This window comes from Domibacillus sp. F004, from assembly GCF_057814295.1.
The window spans coordinates 1,036,651-1,057,552 of sequence record NZ_JBVATB010000001.1 but is presented as its reverse complement, the minus strand read 5'-3'; the positions used below and the strand labels follow the sequence as shown (position 1 = coordinate 1,057,552).

Below are 20,902 nucleotides of genomic sequence, written 5' to 3'. Positions count from 1 at the left end.
CTGGAAATTCAAGTATAGGACAATTAGCTCTCTATCAAAAATGTGGTTTTAGAATTACTGGTGTTGACAGAGATTTTTTCATCAAACACTATTCAGAAGAGATTTTTGAAAATGATATACAGTGCAGGGATATGGTTCGATTATCGCAAGATTTGTAGAAGTTGTTAGTCAACAGTACGAACAAAAAAGCAACTATTTTTGGACGGAAATAGTTGCTTCAAAGTGAACGGTTGAGTAGGAGGGACCCCTATCTATTTTTAGCATATGCAGCAACGATTTGAAGAGTGAGGATGTAATCAGTTCAATAAATAGTTCGATCAAAAGGAAGGGATGACCGCTGGGTATCCCTTCCAATACAAGACTATTTAATTATAGGGAGGGTAAAATCCCTCGTTTATATTATGGACGATTAAAGTTCGAATTATACATGAATGGTTAATTGACCAATCTTTCTATTGCAAGAGCTGCTTCCTCTACACTTTCATATTGTTCAATGGATTGAGTCTGAGCCCTTGTAACTTCAAGTATAGAAGTGTTTTTTAAACAGCAAACTGATGCTATAGATTGTCCGTCTTTTTCAAAGGTGTGAGTGATGTCGACCGCGTTGTAATAACATAACGTGTCTAACAGATCTTTTAAGCTATCCAAAGACATTATTTGCACTCCTCTCTAACCGGCTGGAAATTCAGAAATAGCTAAAATTCAGCTTTACGTTACTAGATAAACGCCCTGCAGGACGATATTAAGGGACAAAAAGCCGAGGGGGGGGGTCAATACCTCGGCCCATGGGAGTAAAACATTTATACGCAAAATGGGGAATTCGCGTAATAAAAGTTTAACCAGTCAAGAAACATTTATGTGCAGCAATCAAAATTATATTCAGCAGACCCAAAAGCAACTATTCCATAATAAGAATAGTTGCTGAAGAAGAAATAGAAAATGCTTTTAAATAGGAGGGAAAAAGAGCCCCTATTTGTTTTCAGTATATGCGATGACGATTCAAGTAGTGAAAATGTGATCTGTGAGATGGGAAGTACGAGGATAAAACGTAAAAACTAAATACCCAACGTCCCAACGGAAAAACCGACGGACATCAACCTTTAGAGTAGCCTTACACCTGCTTTAGAGCTTGGTGTCCTTTTTTATTGAGAAAAGGAGCGATCGTGATGAATTCAAGTTTGAAAGAGCAGAAGCTATCTCAGCGTGAACTGAGAAGCTTAATGGGAATGGATATGCGGACGTTACGACGCGGCAAAGGTGGAGCATATAAAGGATAAGGAGGATAACCATGCGGACACTCATTTATGAATACAAACAATCATTGCGGGGGCTAAAGGAAATGAAGGCAGCTATTGAATCGAAAGCCGAATTAACGGAAAACGATTTGCAGGATAAGACATTGATCAACAGCATAATCAGCGAAACAGAGTTTGCCATTCAATGGATGGCGTCCGGTCGGAATCCAGATGCAAGGCGTGGGGCAGATCGCACAGGTGCTTATACTTTGGATCCTAAATTGATTGAAGCTCTTATACCAAATCGAGCGATTAAGGAAGAAAGAAAGATCACAGCTGATGAACAATGGCTACTAGATGACGTGCTTGGTGATTTAACTATGAGGGAGAAAGATGTGTTTACTCTGGTTAGGGCAGAAGGATTATCTTTTGAGTATACAGCTGAATTACTTGGCATCACGAAGTCATCCGTCCAAACGTATTTAGAACGGGCGGAGAGGAAGATTGAAGAGCGGAAAAACGGCAACCTTTTTCTTGTTTCATGAGAAAGGTTGATTGCTATGCTTCATTAATACAAGGCAGATTAGTCAAATTTCTGCCTTGTATAGGAAGTTGGTTCTTTTACAGTAAAGCTGTCAAGTTTATATGAAGATCAAACAATAGGAGTTAAGGAACTTGAAAATAGATCATAAAGTAGTTGGGATATGTATCTCATCTGTGAACTGAGTATATAGGATGGTTTTTTATTGAATAAACCGGTTTAATTACTCATATAGGCTGAATAAACAATAATATAAAATAGTTCTAATTGTTTTGAAAAATTGAAATAATTACTATTTTTATTGACGGACATTATTCGACATGATTTAATGTATATAAATTCTTAATGAAAAAGGCAAACTTATCGAAAGGTAAGGACGCAAAGCCATGGGTCTAATGTTCATATGAACGATGACAGCCAGGTTGCCAAATAGGGTTTTAACCCCGTATTTGGATCAATAACTGTTTAAGGAAGGGTGAAAAATGCGGGGAGGAAAAAATGAATTAAAAGTGAACATTGAAAAGTTTTTTTTGTTATTACAAAACTATCCGGATGACTTTGATTCTGCTTTAGTATTTTCAAGGTTTTTGCGATCTTTACTTAGGGGAAATGCTCAAGAAAGAGTGTTACTTATTATTGAAATAATGACATTGATAAAAGAGCATAAACCCAATGTTTTCCGTTCGATGAGCAAACTTTCAGAAAAAGATAACACGTTAGCAGTTTTGATTGGTTTATCCATGGATTCTAAAGGAGCGGAAAGCCGACTCCAATTTATTTACGAAGATAAAAGGATAGGACAATAAGGATGAGGCGAAATTGGACAGATAAAGATGTCTATATCCTACAAAAACGTGTAGGTGCTTGTTCCCTATCAGCGATCGCAAAACAGCTTGATCGGAGTGAGGCAGCTGTCTCGTTGAAAATAAAGAGAATAGGTCTTGGGAATACCAAAAACGCGACAGGCTTCTTAACAAGTAGTGAGCTGGCCGAAGCATTGCATGTGGATAGAAAAACAGTATACAATTGGATTCAGTTTCATGGACTTGAAGCAACCTCGCGTATAACCTGTTATACACGAAAATTCTACTTCATAGACGTTCATTCTTTTTGGAAATGGGCTGAACAAAACCAAGAGAAAATTGATTTCAGTATCATTGAAAAACGTGCCTTGCCTCCTGAACCAGATTGGGTGGATGGAGCTCGCCAAACTAACGCAGATAAGAAAATAAAGACATATAAACGTTGGACTATAAAAGAAATTGACCTCCTTTTAAAATGGAAAAAAGAAGGTTTCAGTTCCAAAGAGATTGCCGAGAAGCTGAATAGAAGTAGAGTTAGCGTTGAGCGTTGTTACGCACGTTGTAAAATTAGAGCGTTTGAAAATGAAAATTGAAGATCGGAAGGGCAGTCTTTTTCTTGTTTCATGGAAAAGGCTGTTTTTTGTCGTACGGATGACGTATATATGAGAAGGTAAATAAAAAGTAGGGCAACGTACAAAACGAATTGAGTCACTCAAAACCGAGTGTCTCTCCTCTGCAAGTAAGAAAATAAGTTTAAGCTTCACGTTAAAAGGTTATATAAATAATCAATATCCTTACCCTATCTCTACCTTTGACTGTATACCCTAACGATCCTGTTGGGGTCTTTTTTCTATGTTCAGAATGAAACCTTTTTTATCATACGGCTACTATCTATGAGAGAGTGTCTGGAGAAAGAGGTGATTATCTCCTTTTATCGAAATGTAAGGCAAAAGGAGGTGGTCAACATGAACGATTTGGTGGTAAGAATACTCATGGACATAAACAGTGGTAAAAGACCTACTGAAGCTAATTACGGAATTGAACTGGATGAATTTGGAAGTGCTATGCAATTCATTAAATCTAATGAATTGGCAACTGGTTTAACACTACTGTTTGGTGGACCGGGTAATAAATTTATTACAAATATTTATAGGAATTCTGCAGTAACCCAAAGTGGGCAGAACTATATAAGTGAAAATACATGAAATCTAAGCATCCTGCGGGGTGCTATTTTATATGCCCAAAATAAACAAAGCAACTAGCGCAAGGGGGGGGGGTGGTACGATATGAAACTGAGAGAAAATAACGGGAATATTGAAGATAAGATAATTGTTTAATCTACTTAAGGGAAACGGTCTTGCAGGAAATTATCTCTTTTTGTCGAAAGGATAAAGATAAGACGAAGGGAGGTGTTACTATGTCGCATGATGTATTGTTAACAAAGTTAAAAGAGGCAGACGGAAAACACATAGTAATTAGCTGTAATACGAAAGAAGATATGGATGCTAAATACTTAGCAGCTGCAAAGCTACAGGATGATGGAATAATCGAAATAGTAAACATTACTAAAAGTGACGACAGCTCATTCAATATTAAAGCTCGTATACTGTGACGAAAGAATAATATGGATCCTCCTTCGGGTGCTTTTTTCATGACTAAAATAAACTAAGCGATTAGCGGCAAGGAATTGATTAGGAAAACACCTCCTTTTGTTGAAATAGTGGGTAAGCGGAGGTAAGCAAAGTGATTAATAAACTAATTAGTGAAGGTGAAACATTAAAATCAGAAGTGCAGAAGGATAGTGACGGAAAGAAGTACTTTACTTCAGCGAAATTTGAATCATGGGTAATCGAGTCTATTTTATGTTTAGAGAAGAAACACAAAGGTTTAGTTATTACGGAACAGATTCAAGAGCGGTATCGAAAGTTGACACAGAGCCCCAATTATAAATTCAATTATAGTTTCTACCAAATTCTTTTAGAGTCTTTGATAGCTGCAAAGAAAATTGAAGATGACGAAGTAGAAAGTTTTAAACATTGATTAAAGTGAGCATCTTATGGGGTGCTATTTTTTATGCCCAAAATAAACAAATCAAATAGCCATAAGGGGTTGATACGATGTGAAATTGAAGATAGGAGGCGGCGGTGATGTGACATGGTCAACTGGGATGCAATACGAAAAGAGTGGGAAACAACAAAAATTACACTTGCCGTATTATCAGAAAAGCATGATGTAAAACTCGGTACCTTAAAGAGTCGGAAAAGTCGTGAAGGTTGGTCGAGAGATCCGACAAAAAAGGGTGCAAATAAAAGCGAAAAGGTTGCAACGACGGAGCAGAAGAATGCAACCAAAAAGAAGGGCGCACCCGTTGGTAACTCTAATGGAAAAGGCAATAAAGGCAATAAAACAGCAGCGCCTCCAAAACGAAACTCAAACGCTCAGAAGCATGGCTTCTTTGCGAAGTTTCTGCCGGAGGAAACGCTTGAAATTATGGACAGTATGAATGAGCTCTCTGCCGCTGATTTGATCTGGCAACAGATTCAGATTCAATATGCTGCTATTATTCGGGCGCAGAAAATTATGTATGTTGAAGATAAGGATGATGTGGCGAAAGAAAAAAGCCAATTATAATCATAAATTATGGGGCTATTTTTTTTTGCCTTTTTTGCACTCACTGACCATAAATTGACCATATTTAATTTGATTCCATGTAATTTCGGAGAACGTCATTGAACTTTGTGCGTCTTTCTTTCGTAAGGTGGGTGTAGACATCCATTGTGGTGGAGGCTGTGCGATCAGGTGTACATGAATTGAGTCGGAAGGAAATTGAACAGAAAGCATACAAAGTGGGTTTAATAACGGCTCGTCTCCCAGAAGGCATGGAATGGTAGTTTTTGTTCAACAGGAGATCGTCACCGCGGTTATGACAAATATGAACGGATTAAGCAGTAAAGAAAAGCAGCCAGATATAGCCGGTATAGTAATAGTCTTTTCTATGGAATGTTTAAAAATTGGTGAGGGAGCAGGAGTGTATTTCGCAATAAAAAATAGCCAGGACGGAGCCTGACTGTAAAATAGTCAAAATACGATAAGGTGAGGTGACGGTGACACCGTCTACAAAAACTATATACCCGCTATTTAAAAGTTTACACATAAAAAGCCAAGGGGCTTTCCAAACTCCAAGGCTACCAAGAGCGTTATTTAATTATGGGGGCGTCCTATAGTATGAAAATTGATACGAAAAAAATGACAGCTGAAATAGATTTAATGAGCAACAAAACAATATATGTGGTAAAGGATGGTCAATTGATTCCACATGAGTTGCCGGATTATGGTAAAACAGTCATTATTACGATGGGCAGCAAGGTCGATCGTCTGGAGACAACGCAGAAACGGAAAATTTAATGGACAGTAGAGTAAAAAATCAAGCTGGGTTGAGCGCTAAATGGTATTAGTTCAGAATTAAAAGATAAATTTAGCGTGAAATACAGACAGGTGAGCAAGTGCTGAATAAAATACAGTAAAAGGAAAGAGGTGGGGTGCAATGCTGAGAAAGGTATACTGGTCTAAACTCAACGATTCATGCGATAAAATAACAATAAAAGCTGGTTTTAGGAAGGAAAGTAACGAGCTTTATGAACCGTATGAACTCTCAATTGAAATATGGGAAAAAGAAGCGGTTGGTTGGGTGTATAAAGGGGAGCAATTAAAACAAAGACAGCAACAATTAGAGGAGCATCCATCTATACAATTGCTGTTAGAATTATAATAATTACTCAACAGTTCGAGAACAAAATATAACAACTAAATAATCAACGTCCCAACGGAAAAACCGACGACATCAACCTTTAGAGTAGGTTTACACCTGCTTTAGAGCTTGGTGTCCTTTTTATTTACTCATTGCAACGAAATTATTTTAAAACATTCATGTTGGCAACGGGCTCTGTCGTTGCAACCAATCTACAATTTAACCCCTATTTTTGCAACCGAAGGAGTGATTATGATGAATCCATCGATGAAAGAGCAGCTGCAGCAATGGAAAGAAGCCAATTCAGTACCAGCATCAGTGAAACCAAAACCAAAAGCTGAAAAACTACCACAGAAGAAGCAGGAGAAACTGTCTGAACGTGAATTGCGAAGCTTAATAGGAATGACATGTGGACGTTACGACGCGGTAAAGGTGGAGCGTATAAAGGATAAGGAGGCCTTACAGAATGGGACAAATTTCTTTTTTACCTGAGATCGACCGAAAAGCGACGCAAAAAAAGTTAGAAGAAGCATTAGAAAGTGTACGGATTTATAAGCAGATCGGCTTTATCAGAAGGGAAATGAAAACCCCTCCTGCCTATACTCCACGTTATCATAACCAAACTTATTCCGACGGTTTCTCTCTAGTACCACCTAGTATTTTGATGGTGTGACTAATTTATTGTATTAACGTATAGAAAATTCATACAAAAATACGCATAAAAAGATGATTTTGTCATATAATTGCTTAAAAAGGGGTATATTGTCGAAAGAGGGGTTGCTATTGAAAAAGCAACGAAGGCATTAACGGCACGGAATTATGAAGAATAGATGGAGAAATTGATTGAATAGATCATAATTTATCAGGAAGATTAAGAACGTTTTTACTTAATTAGAGAATCATTAAAAGACCGTAAGAAAGGAGATTAGCATAATGAAATCTTTTACAATGTACATTGAAAAGCCAATGAGCTACCATGAACGGTTATTCCGTGTAGAGGGATATACAACGAATGACATTGACAAACTGGTAATAGAGATGGTTGATAAGGGGTTTATTAAAGCAGACGATCTATATGCAAGAGAAATAGCATGTGTCGCCGAAATAGCGAAAGTAAGGGCGCGGCAATATATGGATGTTGATTAAGCAATGTCTCACGAAAACAAGAAAAGCAATATATAAATAGAAGTTCTTTTAAATAATTAAAACTAAAAAAACACAGTGAGGGGAGGTGTCAATGTAACAGAAATATGATATAGTAACCTTCGACGTATATACATACGATTTTAGCAAAGCAAATTAAAGGTATTCAACTAAAAATAGTAGCGATTGTTTTTTAAATCGGAATAATTATTATTTGCAAATCGTAATGATTACTATATAATAGGTGATACATTATAGGTGGAGGGGTTTTATTGTGAAAAAGAGGGCAGTTATTGCCGCCGCCCTGTCATTAGTACTAGCGGCATGCAGCAATGAAGAAGATAAGACAGCAACATCAACAGAGGAAAGTAAGGACAGTCGTCTGATGGTTTATACAACCATTTATCCGCTTGAATATTTTGCTGAGCGGATTGGCAGTGATACAGTAAATGTGAAAAGCATTATGCCAGCAGGTGCAGATGAACATACGTATGAACCGACAACAAAAACAGTACTGGACGTGGCTGAAGCTGATTTGTTTTTATACAATGGATTAAACCTTGAGCCATTTGCAGAAAAAATGGAAGAAACGCTGGCAAGAGAACAGGTCAAGATCGTAAATGTTGGTGAGCATGTCGATACGGAAGTGCACAGTCAAGAGAACCATTTACAAGCTGAAGAAACAACAAATGGAGAAGAAATAAATATAACAGAAGACAGTCATGCGCATGAAGAAGAAACAGCAGAAGAAAGCGATGATCATAATCACGGTGGTGTTGATCCGCACATATGGATTGATCCGATAATGGCAATTGAAATAGCAAGCGCTGTGAAAGATGAACTTGTAACGTTAAATCCTGAAGAAAAAGAGAAATATAATGAAAATTTTAAATTGCTAAAGGCAGACCTTGAATCGCTGGATGAACAATTTCATACGATGATAGACGCGGCAGAAAAAAAAGAAATTCTAGTGTCTCATGCTGCTTATGGCTATTGGGAAGAAGCATATGGCCTTCAACAACTTAGCATAGCCGGGCTTTCCTCAACGGAGGAACCGTCACAAAAAGAATTAAAGGAAATAGCGGATACGGCAACAGAGCATGATATTAAATACGTTATTTTTGAGCAAAATGTTACACCGAAAGTAGCAAAAGTCATTCAAAATGAAATGGGTGCTGATTCACTCCGTCTTCATAATCTGTCAACGTTAACAGAGGAAGACATTGAAAACAATGAGGATTATATTTCAATTATGAAGCAAAATATTGAAGTATTGAAAACAGCCTTGATGAAATAAAGAAGAGCTGCTTCTAACATGGAGGCAGCTCTTTTTGAGAGAATAGGCGAATAAAGCTTGAAGAGATCTTGAGAAAGAAGAGTGGAATTTTGACGCTCAAATAATAGACTGATAGAATAAAGAAATAGGTAGTGGAGATGATCACATTGAGTGTTATGAACATGGTACAATCACAAAAAGAGTTTTTTGATACCGGCATCACCCGCAGTGTTGACTGGCGGATTGCCCGCTTGAATGAATTAAAAGCATCTATTAAAGCACGTGAAGATGATATTATGACTGCGCTCTATCTTGACTTGCGTAAAAATGAATTTGATGCTTATATGACAGAAATTGGCTTTTTGTATGAAAGTATTCGTTTTATGATCCGTCATCTGCCACAGTGGGCTTCACCGGAGAAGGTGAAGACACCAATTTATCACATGCCGGCCGAAAGTGTGATTTTAACTGAGCCGTATGGTGTTACACTAATTATCGGTCCATATAATTATCCTTTTCAGCTAGTAATCGAGCCGCTTATCGGCGCTATTGCAGCCGGAAACACAGCCATTGTGAAGCCATCTGAAAGTACCCCGCATACGTCTGCTGTCTTAAAAAGTCTGCTCGAAGATACCTTTGATCCATCGTTTATTGGTGTACAGGAAGGCGGAAAAGAAGCCGTTACAGAACTTCTTACTGCGCCGTTTGATTATATATTCTTTACAGGAAGTGTACCTACTGCAAAAGTGGTGATGGAGGCTGCTTCGAAACAGCTGATTCCAGTTACCCTTGAGCTAGGAGGGAAAAGTCCAACATTTGTGGATTATTCAGCTGATCTCAAACAGGCAGCGAAAAGAATTGTATGGGGTAAATTTTCTAATGCAGGTCAAACGTGTATTGCTCCTGATTACGTACTTGTTCATCAAAATGTGAAAGCCGCTTTTTTGAAAGAATTGACGCTGTCTGTATTTAACTTTTACGGAGCAAATCCGCAAGAAAGTCAGGATTTTGGACGCATTGTAAACGAAAAGCAGTTTGACCGTTTGCAATCACTCTTGCAAAAAACAAACGGACAAATTGTACAAGGCGGCAGAACTGATCGTGAAGATGTCTATATGGAACCGACAATTGTTGAAGCAGATTGGGATGACCCGCTAATGGAAGATGAAATCTTTGGTCCTATTTTACCCGTCTTGACATATTCAGAGTTAGATCAAGCGGTTAAACATGTGAAAAAATTACCTAAACCTTTGGCGCTGTATGTGTTTACGAAAGAAAAAGCAGTTGAAGAAAAAGTGATTACATCAATACCATTTGGCGGTGCGAGTGTGAATGACACGCTTATTCATGTATCAAGTCCCTATTTGCCATTTGGCGGTGTTGGTACATCAGGTATGAATGCATATCATGGAAAAGCCAGTTTTGATGCTTTTTCCCACAAGAAAAGCATTATGAGAAAAAACAGTTCACCGCAATCAAATTTGTTATATCCACCCTATGGAAACCGGGTTAATCTTGTCCGAAAAGTAATTCAATAAACAGGAATGAATTGTTTGAAAATAGAATAATAAAAAATGAAGAGAAATGGAGGGGGACTAGTGCCAATTAGTTTAGAACGCTTAAAGGTACCGGATGAATTTATATTAACACAGGAAGAAATTATAGAAGAAGCGCTTCAATTTTTAAATCATAATGGCTGGACTGCTTATGGAGAATCTGCAGCAGGAGGACACGATATTCAAGCTGAAAAAATGGGCTGGACCGCTTATGTAAAATGTAAGGGATCAAGAGGAAAACGACAGCAAGAAGGAATGGTCTATGATAATACGCAGCTCCGTTCCAATGCAGCAGATCAAGTAGAAAAGCTAATGCGTATACAGGAAGAAGCGGAAACACCAAGTCTATTTATTATGGCAAATCCAGGACTTGACCGAATGAAATGGATTGTATCAAAACTGTCTAGCGGTCTTGATAAGCTTGATATTATTCGCATGTGGATTTATCCAGATGGTGTTGTAAAATGGGACGTTCCCGCTCATCTTTTGCACGTAGCAAAATCACTGGAAATTGAGAAAAATTGATAGTTTTAAGTTGCAAGAAGATGGGAAAGATGGTACATTAAAGACAGCTGTTCGTTCGTTTCAAAAGAAAATCTCTAATGTTTTTTCGTCTTGAGATAGCAGCAAACAGCAAGAATGATTGTATGCATAAAGCGTAAGGAGGACATGACATGTTACAAGGTAAAGTAAAATGGTTTAATGCAGAAAAAGGTTTTGGTTTTATTGAAGTGGAAGGACAGGATGATGTATTCGTACATTTCTCTGCTATCCAAGGTGAAGGCTACAAATCACTTGAAGAAGGCCAAAGCGTGACATTTGAAGTAGTTGAAGGACCGCGTGGCCCACAAGCTGCTAACGTTGAAAAAAACTAATCGGATTGAAACTATAACAGGTGAAGCTCAAGCTTCACCTGTTTTTCGTTGTAATTATTTCGAAGCACATTTTGGAAACGCTGTCAATGCATTTTTGGAAAAAATGTCACAAAAACGTTATAATTTGGTCGGAGAATGAGCTCTTTTTTTAGGAAAAAAGAGTACAATGAGGAAGGAGATAAAATGAAAATGAATTAGAACAAATCAGGAGGATGAGCATGTTATATATTGCAGCAGCTATCGTCGTTGTTGTAGGAATTGTATTCGCCAACCGTTATTTATCCGGTTCTAAAGTAGAAAAAGGATTGCTTGTTGTTAAATCGGGGGAAAGAGAAACAGCTATTCCGATGAATGAAATTATTGAAGTATTGGAGATGGACGAATTTCCAAAAGATCCATCATTTATTGAAAAATATATTGTTCGTCCGTACGTAAAAAAGAAACGTGTAGCTGTATATACTCGTTCAAACGTATCTTATTTATTTATACTGCGCAATAAAAATCGGCTCGTGAAATCAGTAAAAGCACAAAATCCACGTGTTCACATAAAAGAAAAAGTACTATAAAAACGGATGTTGATCCGTTTATTTTTTTGCTTCATTTTGTCCTGGAACTGCAGTTTCTCGAGGCTTGTATTTTTCTTTGCATCCTCGGGCTGAAGCTAAAGTAGGCCAAAAAGCAACAAGGCTCTATAACAGAGGCATATTTAATAAATTAACTATAATATTATTATGTAAACCTTGTTTTTTTCTTCTTATTTCCGGTTAAAGAAAAGGAAATGTCTATTTACAAAGGCTGCAGAAGCTGTTAACTTAGAGTAGTTATTATGAAGAAATGGGGTTATCTATATAATGGTGATCTTTACAGAAGAGCAACCGGAAGCTATTATAACTAGCACATCATATGCTTGGAAGAAAAACATAGTCAAGTTGGAAAATGGATATTTAAAAAGTACAGGCATGATCACAAATACTCGTATTCCTACTGTTCATATTGATACGGTGGTGTACTCTTATAATCCAAAAAAGCCAGCTATTGTCCCAGTATTAAAAATTATCGGCAAAGGTGCCGTGTTGTGTGAAATGGAAATTTCAGCTGAACATATCGAAGCTGTTCAAGACTGGATATTGTATGTGATTAATCCGTCATAACAATACAAAGCCGCCTTTTAAAAGGCGGCTTTTTTAAATACAAAAAGAAAGGAAGTTAATTAATTGAAAGGATCTACTCATGCAGCAATTGGTGCTGTTTCAGGTTTTGGTGTTTCTGTATCAATGAATGCTGCCCCCCTTGAAATGATTATATTAACAGGGATTGGCTCTATTACTGCGCTTGTTCCAGATTTAGATGTAAACGGAAAATTAGCCAATAAAATTACAGTCGAAAAAAAATGGCTTATTTTGTTTTTTTCAATGGTTGGCCTTTTTTTGATGTTTTACAGCTACTTTATGCTAATAGGTATTAAACAAATGAGTGGTTTTCTAATTAGCATAAGTCTTTTTTTATTGCCCAGATTGTTCATTAAGCAACGAACAATGCTATTTGTCACTGGCGTAATTGTGCTCTATGCAGGATGGTACATAAAAGAGACGTGGATAATATATATTGGTTTATTTATTCTATTTGCTTCACTTGTCTCGCACCGAACATGGACACATTCTATTATTGGTGTTGCGGTTTTTTATTTTGTCGCTGTAGAAATCGCGAAAGAATATCCATTACCGGGTTTATTTATGACGCTTTTAATTAGTTATATATCTCATTTAATTGCTGATATGAAAATACTGCCACCGAACAAAAAAGGAATAAAATGGTTTTATCCTATATGGAAAAAAGAATTTTAAAAGCCGTTTAAACGGCTTTTAGTTTTAATTCACATTGTGCAAAATTCAAATAAATAAACTAAAAAAGTATTAAACAAACTAAAAATGGGAATAGAATTAAAAAACATGTAGGAGGAAATTTATATGTGGAAAGACTTTTTTTCAAGCATTGGTATTGGCAGTGTAAAAGTCGATACTGTCTTACAAAATAAAAAAGCTAAACCAGGTGAAACAATAAAAGGGAATATAGTTATTCGTGGCGGTCAGGCAGATGAACCTATCGAAAAAATAAATGTGCTGCTGTATTTGCAATATAAAGAAGTGCATAAAGACAGTGACTTTTCATGGCACGATAAACATATAGAAAAATTAACGATTAATATGAATCGAGATATTAAAGCAAGAGAAGAAGAGAGTATTCCTTTTATATTGAAGATTCCAGCAGACAGCCCAAAAACCGGAGAAAAACATAAATGGTTTATACAAACAACCGTTTTTATTCATCAAGCAATTGATCCTAAAGATGAAGATGAATTATTGATTGTATAAAAAGCAGAAAATATTCTGCTTTTTTTTGAAAAGATTTGACAACATAATAATTCTGTTATATATTAATAAAAACAAAATAATATTGTTATATAACAGGAGGGACACACAATGGATTTGTATAAAAAAGCTTATGAACATTACACTCAGATGTGTGAAGATTATGGTATGGACTGCATTCCTTTTTATCACTTTATACACAATTTAACAGATGATCAAATTCAGCAGTACATACAAACAACAAAATAATATTAGAAAGGTGGACTTATCACGGGAAAATTAAGTAAATGTGATGTCTAAAAACCCTGTTTACAGCTTGCGAAAGCAGACAGGGTTTTTTCATGTTTTTTTAAATCTATAAACTTAAAAACACAAAATAATAAATATAGATTTTTGGTTATTTCATGTACATTATGACCTGTATATGTGAAAAGAAATGTGCCAAAAAGGGAAGATCAATGCAGACATTTGCAAAAAGTATCTCAACTATAATAAAAAAGCCAAGGAAAGACCTTGGCTAAAATGAAGCTGGCATACGATTAGTACCATAAATAAAACAGACAAAGATCAAAATGGCTGATCTAAAATCATTAGTATATTTAATAAATCTTAACAGTTGCTTGATCCTTTATTTTATTCTCAGGCATAGTTGAATTTGCTTGTGCAAAAGCTTTCTCTCTTTCAGTGTCCGGGTGTGAATCTTTATATAGTGCAACTAAAGAACAGATAAAGACAACGCCCAAAATCATTGATAGTATCCATCCGAAAAGTTCGATTGGGAGCATAATGTGAAGTCTCCTTTCTTTAAATATTAAGAAGTAGTATATGAAGTAAGCATCATTTTTATGCTTAGCTATGTTAAACAATATTATTGATTAAACGAAGTTCAACTCGATGTGTCCTGAAACTACGGTTCCAGTACGTCTTTTAGCAATCATATTTAAACTACGAAACTAATATTAATAAGAGAAGCTATCGCAGGGATAAATCGAGTATAAATGCTAACTAAAAACCCCCTCCACTTTTATAAGTGGAGGGGGTTACTTATGTGCTTATGCGTTTAAATGTATGTCACAGTATTCTTTTACAAGTTCAACTTCATCGTCTTCCAGTTCAAAATCAAGTACACTGTCATCTGCACGATTGTGCAAAAATAAGCCTGCTATTTTTTTCTCTGTTTCTGTTACAACATAGAGAACACGAATGTAAAAGCCTTCAGCAGAGTACAGATCGTCATCTTCATCAACTGCTGCAAATAGATGATATTCATACCGATCTCCTTCTAAAATGCCAAATGGGTCCGCGACCTTCTCTAATTTATGATCCGTAATATTCATATTGTTGCCTCCTGTTTTTTATTTCGAAAGTGTAATAATCCATTTTTTTAGCCGCCTGATGCCTTCTTCAAACTGGGCAGGGCCTGCGTATCCATATGATAAACGGATGGAACGGGAAGTCCCTTCTGTATAAATACTGCCCGGATGAAATAAAATACCTTCATTTGCAGCTTCTGCGTACAATTCTTTTATGGAAATATCTTGTTTTAATTTTAGCCATATAAAAAAGCCGCCGTTCGGAATTTGCCAGTCTGCCAGGCTGGATAAGTGGCGTTCTAGAGACGCAGATGCTTCTAGCCGCCGTTTTAACAGCTCTTTCCGTACGTATTCGAGATGATGCTCATATAATCCTTCTTCAAGCCATTCTGCGGCTACACGCTGCGACAAAGAACTCGTCCCGTAGTCTGCCTGCATTTTTAAAGTAGACAAGCGTTCAATAACTGGTTCTGCACCAGCAACCCAGCCGATCCGTAAACCAGGACTTAATGTTTTAGATAAACTGCCAATATACAAAACATTGCCGTTTGTATCCATCGATTTTAATGAAGGCGGCGGTGGAGAATCAAGCCAAAGTTCCCGGTAAACATCATCTTCAATAATAGGCAGCCGGTGGGCAGCACAAAATGACAATACTTCTTTCCGTCTTGAATTACTCATCATAATGCCCGTTGGATTATGAAAACAGGGTATCGTATAAAGAGCATTAGGCTGATTTGGCCGCCATTTCGATTGTAAATCGTCCAACATCAATCCATTAGCATCCATTTCAATGCCAGTAAGGGACATACCAAGCGATTGAAACGTATGAATAGAATATAAATAAGATGGTTCCTCTAAAAAAACAGAGGCTCCTTGTTCCATAAGCCCTGAAGCAATTAGTTGAAGGCCTTGCATGGCACCGGATACAATCAAAATAGAGGAAGGGGAAATAGGAGTTCCTTGCCTTGTCATATATCCTGCAACAGCTTCTCTAAGTGGTTCATAGCCCCCTCGATCCTCATAACCGAGTGAATGGATTTTACCAGACAGCCGGCTGAGCACATCATTTAAGTATCCATCAGGAAATACATCTTCCGCCAATTCACCTTTGCTTAAATCTATAATTCCGGTTTCAGCGGGATGGGAAGGCTGTGTCTCTTTTGATCTTGGAAGGGAGGCAAGAAGAGACCAAGTATCGTTAGCAATAATTGTACCCTTCCCCAAGACACCTTCTATAATACCATCTTTTTTCAACTGTTCGAGGGCTGTCACGACGGTACTTCTATTGACTGAAAAATGATCAGCCAGCACACGCTGACTTGGGATTTTTGCACCGGCAGGCCCCCATTTACCAAGCTTAATCTGCTTTTTAATCCAGTCTGCTACCATGTCTGATTTCATTTTAGGTTTCATTTGGCATTATCCAAGGTTTGTTACATCCAGAAATGCAGACCGCTTTTTAAAATCAGCTTCCGGATAATAAGCCTTTTTCACTAAAATATTCGGTCCGAGACAGCGGACAGATGAGCAATGACAGTCCGTTTCTTTCGCCAGCTTTGATGTAGACCATGATTCATAGGCTTCTTGAAATGAATTTGATTGAATGTTGCCAAGTGAAGGGGCATCCGCAAAATCGGTGACAATAATATCCCCCGAAAAAATATTTACATTTAAACGCGACCGTCCATCAGGATCGTTTCGTACTGTAACATGCGGTTCTTTTTGCAGACGATAGATAAGTTCTCGATCTCGAGCATCTTCACTGCAAGCAAAGAAAGGCAGTGTACCGAACAACATCCACACATTTTGGTCTCGTATGTCTAGTAAGCGGTGAATGGACATTCGCATGTCATCAAGTGAAAGAGTTTCAAGCGCACTTGCAAAGTCGCTCGGATACATCGGATGAATTTCATGGCGTGCACATTTCATTTCATCAACAATTTGACGGTGAATTTTCTCGAGATAAGGAAGCGTCCGCTTATTTAACATTGTTTCTGCAGATACTAAAACATCTGCACTTGCTAAAATTTTACTATTGTCGATCATTCGTGTAAATAGCTGCTCTCGTTGTTTGTAAGATGGTTTTCGTTCCATACGTGCAAATCCCGCTTCCACAAAATCGTCTACCGTTCCCCAGTTATGGGAAATATGCAGAACATCCAAGTATGGCGCAATCAGTTCATATCGTGCTGCGTCTATCGTCAAATTTGAATTCATTTGTGTATAAACACCGCGTTCATGTGCGTAACGAAGCAGTGGCAGTACATAATTTTGTACGGATTTTTTAGACAGCATCGGTTCACCGCCCGTAATGCTTAGCGCACGCAATGACGGGATCTCATCAAGTTTAGATAACAGCAATGAAAGGGGCAGTGCATCGGGATCTTTCGTCTGTAATGTATAACCGACGGCGCAATGTTCACAGCGCATATTGCATAATGTTGTCGTCGTAAGTTCAATGTTTGAAAGCTGTATTGATCCAAATTCATCAATGTCCAGATAACTCTCCCACGGATCAAAAATAGGAGTAATCGCTTTTTTCATATGTAAAACACCTCTTTTTTTCTTTCAACATTTTATTATACCTTCTTTTCAGTAAAAAGAAAAAGATTGTGACAGTAATAATTACATATAAAAACTGAAGAGGTCATAAAGAAAACAATTTATTCACCCATTGTTAATATTTCTCATACATAATTATGCTAATTTCTATACACTAAGTTCACATCTTCTTTATATTTGGTGCGTACAATGAATGTACAGATAGGGGAGGGATATATGAAAATTATGGCCCGCCGGGGAGTATCGAGTCTTTACCCCGAGAACACAATGGTATCATTTCAAGCAGCGGCAGATTATGGTGCAGATGGTATTCATCTCGATGTACACATGACAAAAGATGGGCAATTAGTCGTCATTCAGGATGAACATGTAGACAGAACGACAGATGGCATAGGGTTAGTTGCTACGTACACAGCCGCCGAAATTCGCCAGCTACATGCTGGAAGTAGTTTAAATTCCACATTTTCAGATGAAAAAATACCTTTTCTGGAAGAGGTGCTTGAATGGGCAGAAGAAGAAAGAATGTCTTTATCCATCGAACTGAAAAACAATGTAATTGGCTACACGATGATGGAAAATACATTGTTGCAAACCTTGTACAGGTTCGGTCTCGAAGACCGGGTTATTCTTTCTTCGCTCAATTTAAAAAGCATGCTCAAAATTCGCCGCCTTGACCCGTTTGTCGGGACGGCTTTACTCTGTGCCGGAAGACCTTCTAATGCTATCCAGACGATGAATAAAATAAAGGCACATGCTATTCATTGTGAAACACCATTTTTGTTTTCCAGTGGCGGCCGTCAAGCAGCTGAACAACATATATCTCTAGCTGTAACAATATCAAATGACACAGGAAATAGAGAAATTCTTCGTAATCTAGGTGTGGATACGATTATGACAGATTGCCCTCATAAGTGGCTGGCTCTCACCTTTTAATAGGGAAAACAGTTCATTTGTGCTGTTTTTATTCATATTACTTTTCATTACTGGTAAAAAACAGTATGATTTGAAGTATGAACATATGAGGGGGAATTACATAATGAATAAGATAACAGGTTTTATGGGTGCAGCACTCCTAACAGGGGGCATACTTGCAGGCTGTTCTGCTGATTCTGAAAATGCGGTTCCGGAAGAAAATACAGCTGAAGAAGCGTTAACGCCTGTTGAAACAGAAGAAACAGAACCAACAAAAGAAGCAGAACCAACGGCAGATGACACTGCAAGTGATGCTTCTAAAACAGCAGAAAATGTCATTGAAAAAGTAGATGAAGCAGCACAAGAGATACAAGAAGGTGCAAATGATGCAACAGATACTGTAGAGCAAAAAGCAGCTGAAGTCGGAGACACGGTTGAAGAAACGGTATCTGATGCACAAAAAAGTGTTGATAAAGAGGAAGTAACTGAAGAAGAACCAGAACCAGAACCAGCTCCCGTTGCAACAGAAGGACAGGAAGCAGCAGGAATATTCAATGGAATGGCTGATCCTCATACCGTTGAAATTGAAGTAGATGGAGTACCTGCTGCTTACCAGGTTGATCCAGATGGAGAAGCAATGACCAAATTTGAAGGATTAACTGAAGGGGACAGCGTGACCTTCATATATGTTGAGAACGGAGAACAGCTCGTTATTAAGGAAGTAAAATAACAAAAAAGCGCATCTTTTTAGATGCGCTTTTTTGTTTGACTCTATTATAAAGCATGATTGGTTTTGGATTCCTGTTAGCTCTATGAAAGATTTTAAGTTTAAGAAAGAGGACATTCTTCCGTTTTTCATAATGTTAAAGCAATCTTTTCATTTTGTTTAAAAGAGGACAAAAATGGGAAAGGATAGGGGAAAACAATTTACCTGACTGGAGATGCACAATATGAATACTTCTGGAATGCTAAGAAGTTACTTGGCAAAAGTAATGGATCAAGAAAGTTTCTTTTTTCACGTTGTTAACTGTATGGAAAAACAATTAATAGATTGGAATCACGATACGATACTTCTTTTCAACTGGGATAATGTGTCAAAAGATGTGTCGGGAATATTTATTATTGACGGTTATTCATATGTATTTACATTAAAAAAAGAACAAGTGAAAATGCTTAAAGAACAGGCTCCGTATGCACTTGACCGCCATTTATGGGAAGAGCTAGTTGAAGGGGGATTTATCTTAAAAGAAAGCCATTATATTGATAAAGCTTTTATATAGGAACAAGCGCCAAGAATAACTTTGGCGCTTGTTTCTATTGACTATTGACGAATTTGGCCCGTGCCGCGTACAAGTGATTTAACAGTCGTAATCGCTTTTAGTCCCATTGGTCCTCGAGCATGGAGTTTTTGCGTACTAATGCCGATTTCTGCACCGTACCCGAACTGTTCCCCATCTGTAAATCTCGTTGATGCATTACGGTATAAAACAGCTGCATCGATACCACGGAAAAATAAATGAGCATTATCATTGTTTTCTGTAATAATCGCTTCAGAGTGTTTGGTCCCATACCGATTAATATGTGAAATAGCTTCACGTGTATCCTTGACTGTTTTCGCTGATAATGTCATAGTTAAATATTCTTTTCCCCAGTCTTCTTCAGATGCCAACGTCACAAAATCATAATTAGTTGTTAAGGAAGGATCTCCATGCACTTCCACACCTGCCTGCTCCAATGCACAAAATAATTCATTTTGATAAGGCCAGTTTTCGTGAACGAGCAGACTTTCTGCTGCGTTGCATACAGAGGGACGATGTGTTTTCGCGTTAATCACGATATTGATGGCCATATCTTTCTCGGCCGACTCATCAATGAAAATATGGCAGTTGCCAACACCTGTTTCAAGAACAGGAACCGTTGCTTGTGTGATGACGGATTGAATAAGACCGGCGCCGCCCCGTGGAATTAACACGTCCAAATATTTATTCAATTTAAACATTTCTACTGCTGTTTCTCGGCTTGTATCTTCCAACAGATGTAAGGCATCTGTTGGAAGAGGTGAAACTTCAAGCGCTTCTTTCATAACCGTGACAAGCGCTTTGTTAGAATGCAGAGCGGATGTGCTTCCGCGAAGAAGGACGGCATTGCCTGCTTTTAAGCAAAGAGTTGCTGCATCAACGGTCACATTAGGACGCGCTTCATACACCATCCCGACAACACCAATTGGTACACGAATGGTTTCAATTTCAAGACCATGTTCTGTGGTCCAAGATTCGACCGTTTCACCAATTGGATCTGAGAGCTCTGTTAATTGACGGACAGCACCCGCTATTTGAATAATACGCTCTTCTGTTAACTGAAGACGGTCAAGAAGAGACTCAGTAAAGCCAGCTTTACGGCCAGATACCATGTCTTGTTCATTGGCTTTTAGAATATAGTTGGTTTTTTCAATTAAGGCATCCGCAATTAATAACAATGCTTTATTTTTATCTTCGGTTGATCTTACGGCCATATCAAATGAAGCTTGTTTTAATAATATTGCTTTTTGTACTAATTCACTCATTTT

Annotated in this window: 30 protein-coding genes, 3 pseudogenes and 1 riboswitch; of the genes and pseudogenes, 27 read left to right on the top strand and 6 right to left on the bottom strand. The window is 37.6% G+C overall.

Annotation, left to right across the window (positions count from 1 at the left end; genetic code table 11):
• A pseudogene (locus tag ACZYRN_RS05610) lies at positions 1 to 158 on the top strand (GNAT family N-acetyltransferase); the annotation flags it as partial.
• Positions 159 to 435: 277 nt separating this feature from the next.
• Here ACZYRN_RS05610 and ACZYRN_RS05605 read toward each other — a convergent pair.
• Positions 436 to 654, bottom strand: a complete 219-nt coding sequence (locus ACZYRN_RS05605; RefSeq protein WP_488910507.1) for a hypothetical protein — start codon at positions 652 to 654, stop codon at positions 436 to 438.
• A 512-nt stretch (positions 655 to 1,166) separates the two neighbouring features.
• On the opposite strand from ACZYRN_RS05605, the gene ACZYRN_RS05600 reads away from it, so the two are divergent.
• The 23 genes and pseudogenes from ACZYRN_RS05600 (at position 1,167) to ACZYRN_RS05490 (ending at position 13,795) form a co-directional block, all read left to right on the top strand.
• Positions 1,167 to 1,277 (top strand): hypothetical protein, encoded by a 111-nt coding sequence (locus tag ACZYRN_RS05600; protein ID WP_488910506.1) that lies wholly within the window; start codon positions 1,167 to 1,169, stop codon positions 1,275 to 1,277.
• 11 nt (positions 1,278 to 1,288) lie between these two features.
• On the top strand, positions 1,289 to 1,780 hold the full coding sequence (locus tag ACZYRN_RS05595; protein ID WP_488910505.1) for a sigma factor-like helix-turn-helix DNA-binding protein: 492 nt from the start codon (positions 1,289 to 1,291) through the stop codon (positions 1,778 to 1,780).
• A gap of 339 nt (positions 1,781 to 2,119) precedes the next feature.
• A riboswitch (cyclic di-GMP riboswitch) is annotated at positions 2,120 to 2,206 on the top strand.
• A 52-nt stretch (positions 2,207 to 2,258) separates the two neighbouring features.
• Entirely contained in the window at positions 2,259 to 2,582 is a 324-nt protein-coding gene (locus ACZYRN_RS05590; RefSeq protein WP_488910504.1) for a hypothetical protein, read from the top strand.
• 113 nt (positions 2,583 to 2,695) lie between these two features.
• Positions 2,696 to 3,172: a DNA-binding protein gene (locus tag ACZYRN_RS05585; RefSeq protein ID WP_488910503.1), complete on the top strand. Its 477-nt coding sequence runs from the start codon at positions 2,696 to 2,698 to the stop codon at positions 3,170 to 3,172.
• A gap of 372 nt (positions 3,173 to 3,544) precedes the next feature.
• Complete coding sequence (locus ACZYRN_RS05580; RefSeq protein WP_488910502.1) at positions 3,545 to 3,784, top strand: hypothetical protein; 240 nt, start codon at positions 3,545 to 3,547, stop codon at positions 3,782 to 3,784.
• Between the two features lie 212 nt (positions 3,785 to 3,996).
• Positions 3,997 to 4,191 carry a hypothetical protein gene (locus ACZYRN_RS05575; RefSeq protein WP_488910501.1) on the top strand — a complete coding sequence of 65 codons (195 nt, stop codon included), beginning with the start codon at positions 3,997 to 3,999 and terminating at the stop codon, positions 4,189 to 4,191.
• Positions 4,192 to 4,322: 131 nt separating this feature from the next.
• Positions 4,323 to 4,619, top strand: coding sequence for a hypothetical protein (locus ACZYRN_RS05570; RefSeq protein ID WP_488910500.1), 297 nt, complete (start codon positions 4,323 to 4,325; stop codon positions 4,617 to 4,619).
• Positions 4,620 to 4,733: 114 nt separating this feature from the next.
• Positions 4,734 to 5,195, top strand: a pseudogene (locus ACZYRN_RS05565) (phage terminase small subunit); the annotation flags it as partial.
• Between the two features lie 268 nt (positions 5,196 to 5,463).
• Complete coding sequence (locus ACZYRN_RS05560) at positions 5,464 to 5,646, top strand: hypothetical protein (protein ID WP_488910499.1); 183 nt, start codon at positions 5,464 to 5,466, stop codon at positions 5,644 to 5,646.
• A gap of 158 nt (positions 5,647 to 5,804) precedes the next feature.
• Positions 5,805 to 5,984, top strand: coding sequence for an XtrA/YqaO family protein (locus ACZYRN_RS05555; RefSeq protein ID WP_488910498.1), 180 nt, complete (start codon positions 5,805 to 5,807; stop codon positions 5,982 to 5,984).
• Positions 5,985 to 6,123: 139 nt separating this feature from the next.
• Positions 6,124 to 6,348, top strand: coding sequence for a hypothetical protein (locus ACZYRN_RS05550; RefSeq protein ID WP_488910497.1), 225 nt, complete (start codon positions 6,124 to 6,126; stop codon positions 6,346 to 6,348).
• Between the two features lie 234 nt (positions 6,349 to 6,582).
• Positions 6,583 to 6,819 (top strand): hypothetical protein, encoded by a 237-nt coding sequence (locus ACZYRN_RS05545; protein ID WP_488910496.1) that lies wholly within the window; start codon positions 6,583 to 6,585, stop codon positions 6,817 to 6,819.
• Positions 6,794 to 6,964 (top strand): annotated as a pseudogene (locus ACZYRN_RS05540) (ArpU family phage packaging/lysis transcriptional regulator); the annotation flags it as partial. The gene ACZYRN_RS05545 and the pseudogene ACZYRN_RS05540, both read left to right, overlap by 26 nt.
• Positions 6,965 to 7,260: 296 nt before the next feature.
• On the top strand, positions 7,261 to 7,473 hold the full coding sequence (locus ACZYRN_RS05535; protein ID WP_488910495.1) for a hypothetical protein: 213 nt from the start codon (positions 7,261 to 7,263) through the stop codon (positions 7,471 to 7,473).
• A gap of 271 nt (positions 7,474 to 7,744) precedes the next feature.
• Entirely contained in the window at positions 7,745 to 8,767 is a 1,023-nt protein-coding gene (locus ACZYRN_RS05530) for a metal ABC transporter solute-binding protein, Zn/Mn family (RefSeq protein WP_488910494.1), read from the top strand.
• Positions 8,768 to 8,904: 137 nt separating this feature from the next.
• Positions 8,905 to 10,284, top strand: a complete 1,380-nt coding sequence (locus tag ACZYRN_RS05525; RefSeq protein ID WP_488910552.1) for an aldehyde dehydrogenase — start codon at positions 8,905 to 8,907, stop codon at positions 10,282 to 10,284.
• 60 nt (positions 10,285 to 10,344) lie between these two features.
• Complete coding sequence (locus tag ACZYRN_RS05520) at positions 10,345 to 10,827, top strand: hypothetical protein (RefSeq protein ID WP_488910493.1); 483 nt, start codon at positions 10,345 to 10,347, stop codon at positions 10,825 to 10,827.
• Between the two features lie 149 nt (positions 10,828 to 10,976).
• Entirely contained in the window at positions 10,977 to 11,177 is a 201-nt protein-coding gene (cspD, locus tag ACZYRN_RS05515) for a cold-shock protein CspD (RefSeq protein WP_018392868.1), read from the top strand.
• Between the two features lie 218 nt (positions 11,178 to 11,395).
• Positions 11,396 to 11,743, top strand: a complete 348-nt coding sequence (locus tag ACZYRN_RS05510) for a hypothetical protein (protein WP_488910492.1) — start codon at positions 11,396 to 11,398, stop codon at positions 11,741 to 11,743.
• Between the two features lie 285 nt (positions 11,744 to 12,028).
• Positions 12,029 to 12,328: a hypothetical protein gene (locus ACZYRN_RS05505; protein ID WP_488910491.1), complete on the top strand. Its 300-nt coding sequence runs from the start codon at positions 12,029 to 12,031 to the stop codon at positions 12,326 to 12,328.
• 63 nt (positions 12,329 to 12,391) lie between these two features.
• The gene (locus ACZYRN_RS05500) at positions 12,392 to 13,021 is read left to right on the top strand and encodes a metal-dependent hydrolase (protein ID WP_488910490.1); all 630 of its coding nucleotides are present in this window, start codon (positions 12,392 to 12,394) and stop codon (positions 13,019 to 13,021) included.
• Between the two features lie 123 nt (positions 13,022 to 13,144).
• On the top strand, positions 13,145 to 13,549 hold the full coding sequence (locus tag ACZYRN_RS05495) for a sporulation protein (protein ID WP_488910489.1): 405 nt from the start codon (positions 13,145 to 13,147) through the stop codon (positions 13,547 to 13,549).
• Positions 13,550 to 13,657: 108 nt separating this feature from the next.
• Positions 13,658 to 13,795: a hypothetical protein gene (locus ACZYRN_RS05490; RefSeq protein ID WP_488910488.1), complete on the top strand. Its 138-nt coding sequence runs from the start codon at positions 13,658 to 13,660 to the stop codon at positions 13,793 to 13,795.
• Between the two features lie 350 nt (positions 13,796 to 14,145).
• Here ACZYRN_RS05490 and ACZYRN_RS05485 read toward each other — a convergent pair whose 3' ends face one another.
• The 4 genes from ACZYRN_RS05485 to yfkAB all read right to left on the bottom strand — a co-directional run bounded on the left by ACZYRN_RS05485 (position 14,146) and on the right by yfkAB (position 17,406).
• A complete protein-coding gene (locus ACZYRN_RS05485; protein ID WP_488910487.1) occupies positions 14,146 to 14,331 on the bottom strand; it encodes a hypothetical protein in 186 nt (61 codons plus the stop codon).
• Between the two features lie 267 nt (positions 14,332 to 14,598).
• The gene (locus ACZYRN_RS05480) at positions 14,599 to 14,883 is read right to left on the bottom strand and encodes a DUF6509 family protein (RefSeq protein WP_488910486.1); all 285 of its coding nucleotides are present in this window, start codon (positions 14,881 to 14,883) and stop codon (positions 14,599 to 14,601) included.
• 18 nt (positions 14,884 to 14,901) lie between these two features.
• Complete coding sequence (locus ACZYRN_RS05475) at positions 14,902 to 16,275, bottom strand: aminotransferase-like domain-containing protein (protein WP_488910485.1); 1,374 nt, start codon at positions 16,273 to 16,275, stop codon at positions 14,902 to 14,904.
• 6 nt (positions 16,276 to 16,281) lie between these two features.
• Positions 16,282 to 17,406, bottom strand: coding sequence for a radical SAM/CxCxxxxC motif protein YfkAB (gene yfkAB, locus ACZYRN_RS05470; RefSeq protein ID WP_488910484.1), 1,125 nt, complete (start codon positions 17,404 to 17,406; stop codon positions 16,282 to 16,284).
• Positions 17,407 to 17,640: 234 nt separating this feature from the next.
• Here yfkAB and ACZYRN_RS05465 point away from each other — a divergent pair, with 234 nt between their 5' ends.
• From ACZYRN_RS05465 to ACZYRN_RS05455, 3 genes are all read left to right on the top strand, one after another.
• On the top strand, positions 17,641 to 18,357 hold the full coding sequence (locus ACZYRN_RS05465) for a glycerophosphodiester phosphodiesterase family protein (RefSeq protein WP_488910483.1): 717 nt from the start codon (positions 17,641 to 17,643) through the stop codon (positions 18,355 to 18,357).
• A gap of 103 nt (positions 18,358 to 18,460) precedes the next feature.
• Positions 18,461 to 19,066, top strand: a complete 606-nt coding sequence (locus tag ACZYRN_RS05460) for a hypothetical protein (RefSeq protein ID WP_488910482.1) — start codon at positions 18,461 to 18,463, stop codon at positions 19,064 to 19,066.
• 220 nt (positions 19,067 to 19,286) lie between these two features.
• Positions 19,287 to 19,616 carry a hypothetical protein gene (locus ACZYRN_RS05455; protein ID WP_488910481.1) on the top strand — a complete coding sequence of 110 codons (330 nt, stop codon included), beginning with the start codon at positions 19,287 to 19,289 and terminating at the stop codon, positions 19,614 to 19,616.
• Between the two features lie 41 nt (positions 19,617 to 19,657).
• Here the strand turns inward: ACZYRN_RS05455 and ACZYRN_RS05450 are convergent, their stop codons facing one another.
• Positions 19,658 to 20,899 (bottom strand): glutamate-5-semialdehyde dehydrogenase, encoded by a 1,242-nt coding sequence (locus ACZYRN_RS05450; protein WP_488910480.1) that lies wholly within the window; start codon positions 20,897 to 20,899, stop codon positions 19,658 to 19,660.
• Positions 20,900 to 20,902 lie beyond the last annotated feature (3 nt).

Excerpts from the sequence above, each read along its gene's own strand:
- ACZYRN_RS05605 (WP_488910507.1), bottom strand. The coding sequence starts at position 654 with ATGTCTTTGGATAGCTTAAAAGATCTGTTAGACACGTTATGTTATTAC.
- ACZYRN_RS05600 (WP_488910506.1), top strand. The coding sequence starts at position 1,167 with ATGAATTCAAGTTTGAAAGAGCAGAAGCTATCTCAGCGTGAACTGAGA.
- ACZYRN_RS05595 (WP_488910505.1), top strand. The coding sequence starts at position 1,289 with ATGCGGACACTCATTTATGAATACAAACAATCATTGCGGGGGCTAAAG.
- ACZYRN_RS05590 (WP_488910504.1), top strand. The coding sequence starts at position 2,259 with ATGCGGGGAGGAAAAAATGAATTAAAAGTGAACATTGAAAAGTTTTTT.
- ACZYRN_RS05580 (WP_488910502.1), top strand. The coding sequence starts at position 3,545 with ATGAACGATTTGGTGGTAAGAATACTCATGGACATAAACAGTGGTAAA.
- ACZYRN_RS05575 (WP_488910501.1), top strand. The coding sequence starts at position 3,997 with ATGTCGCATGATGTATTGTTAACAAAGTTAAAAGAGGCAGACGGAAAA.
- ACZYRN_RS05560 (WP_488910499.1), top strand. The coding sequence starts at position 5,464 with ATGGTAGTTTTTGTTCAACAGGAGATCGTCACCGCGGTTATGACAAAT.
- ACZYRN_RS05555 (WP_488910498.1), top strand. The coding sequence starts at position 5,805 with ATGAAAATTGATACGAAAAAAATGACAGCTGAAATAGATTTAATGAGC.
- ACZYRN_RS05550 (WP_488910497.1), top strand. The coding sequence starts at position 6,124 with ATGCTGAGAAAGGTATACTGGTCTAAACTCAACGATTCATGCGATAAA.
- ACZYRN_RS05545 (WP_488910496.1), top strand. The coding sequence starts at position 6,583 with ATGAATCCATCGATGAAAGAGCAGCTGCAGCAATGGAAAGAAGCCAAT.
- ACZYRN_RS05535 (WP_488910495.1), top strand. The coding sequence starts at position 7,261 with ATGAAATCTTTTACAATGTACATTGAAAAGCCAATGAGCTACCATGAA.
- ACZYRN_RS05525 (WP_488910552.1), top strand. The coding sequence starts at position 8,905 with ATGATCACATTGAGTGTTATGAACATGGTACAATCACAAAAAGAGTTT.
- cspD (WP_018392868.1), top strand. The coding sequence starts at position 10,977 with ATGTTACAAGGTAAAGTAAAATGGTTTAATGCAGAAAAAGGTTTTGGT.
- ACZYRN_RS05510 (WP_488910492.1), top strand. The coding sequence starts at position 11,396 with ATGTTATATATTGCAGCAGCTATCGTCGTTGTTGTAGGAATTGTATTC.
- ACZYRN_RS05505 (WP_488910491.1), top strand. The coding sequence starts at position 12,029 with ATGGTGATCTTTACAGAAGAGCAACCGGAAGCTATTATAACTAGCACA.
- ACZYRN_RS05495 (WP_488910489.1), top strand. The coding sequence starts at position 13,145 with ATGTGGAAAGACTTTTTTTCAAGCATTGGTATTGGCAGTGTAAAAGTC.
- ACZYRN_RS05490 (WP_488910488.1), top strand. The coding sequence starts at position 13,658 with ATGGATTTGTATAAAAAAGCTTATGAACATTACACTCAGATGTGTGAA.
- ACZYRN_RS05485 (WP_488910487.1), bottom strand. The coding sequence starts at position 14,331 with ATGCTCCCAATCGAACTTTTCGGATGGATACTATCAATGATTTTGGGC.
- ACZYRN_RS05480 (WP_488910486.1), bottom strand. The coding sequence starts at position 14,883 with ATGAATATTACGGATCATAAATTAGAGAAGGTCGCGGACCCATTTGGC.
- ACZYRN_RS05475 (WP_488910485.1), bottom strand. The coding sequence starts at position 16,275 with ATGAAACCTAAAATGAAATCAGACATGGTAGCAGACTGGATTAAAAAG.
- yfkAB (WP_488910484.1), bottom strand. The coding sequence starts at position 17,406 with ATGAAAAAAGCGATTACTCCTATTTTTGATCCGTGGGAGAGTTATCTG.
- ACZYRN_RS05465 (WP_488910483.1), top strand. The coding sequence starts at position 17,641 with ATGAAAATTATGGCCCGCCGGGGAGTATCGAGTCTTTACCCCGAGAAC.
- ACZYRN_RS05460 (WP_488910482.1), top strand. The coding sequence starts at position 18,461 with ATGAATAAGATAACAGGTTTTATGGGTGCAGCACTCCTAACAGGGGGC.
- ACZYRN_RS05455 (WP_488910481.1), top strand. The coding sequence starts at position 19,287 with ATGAATACTTCTGGAATGCTAAGAAGTTACTTGGCAAAAGTAATGGAT.
- ACZYRN_RS05450 (WP_488910480.1), bottom strand. The coding sequence starts at position 20,899 with ATGAGTGAATTAGTACAAAAAGCAATATTATTAAAACAAGCTTCATTT.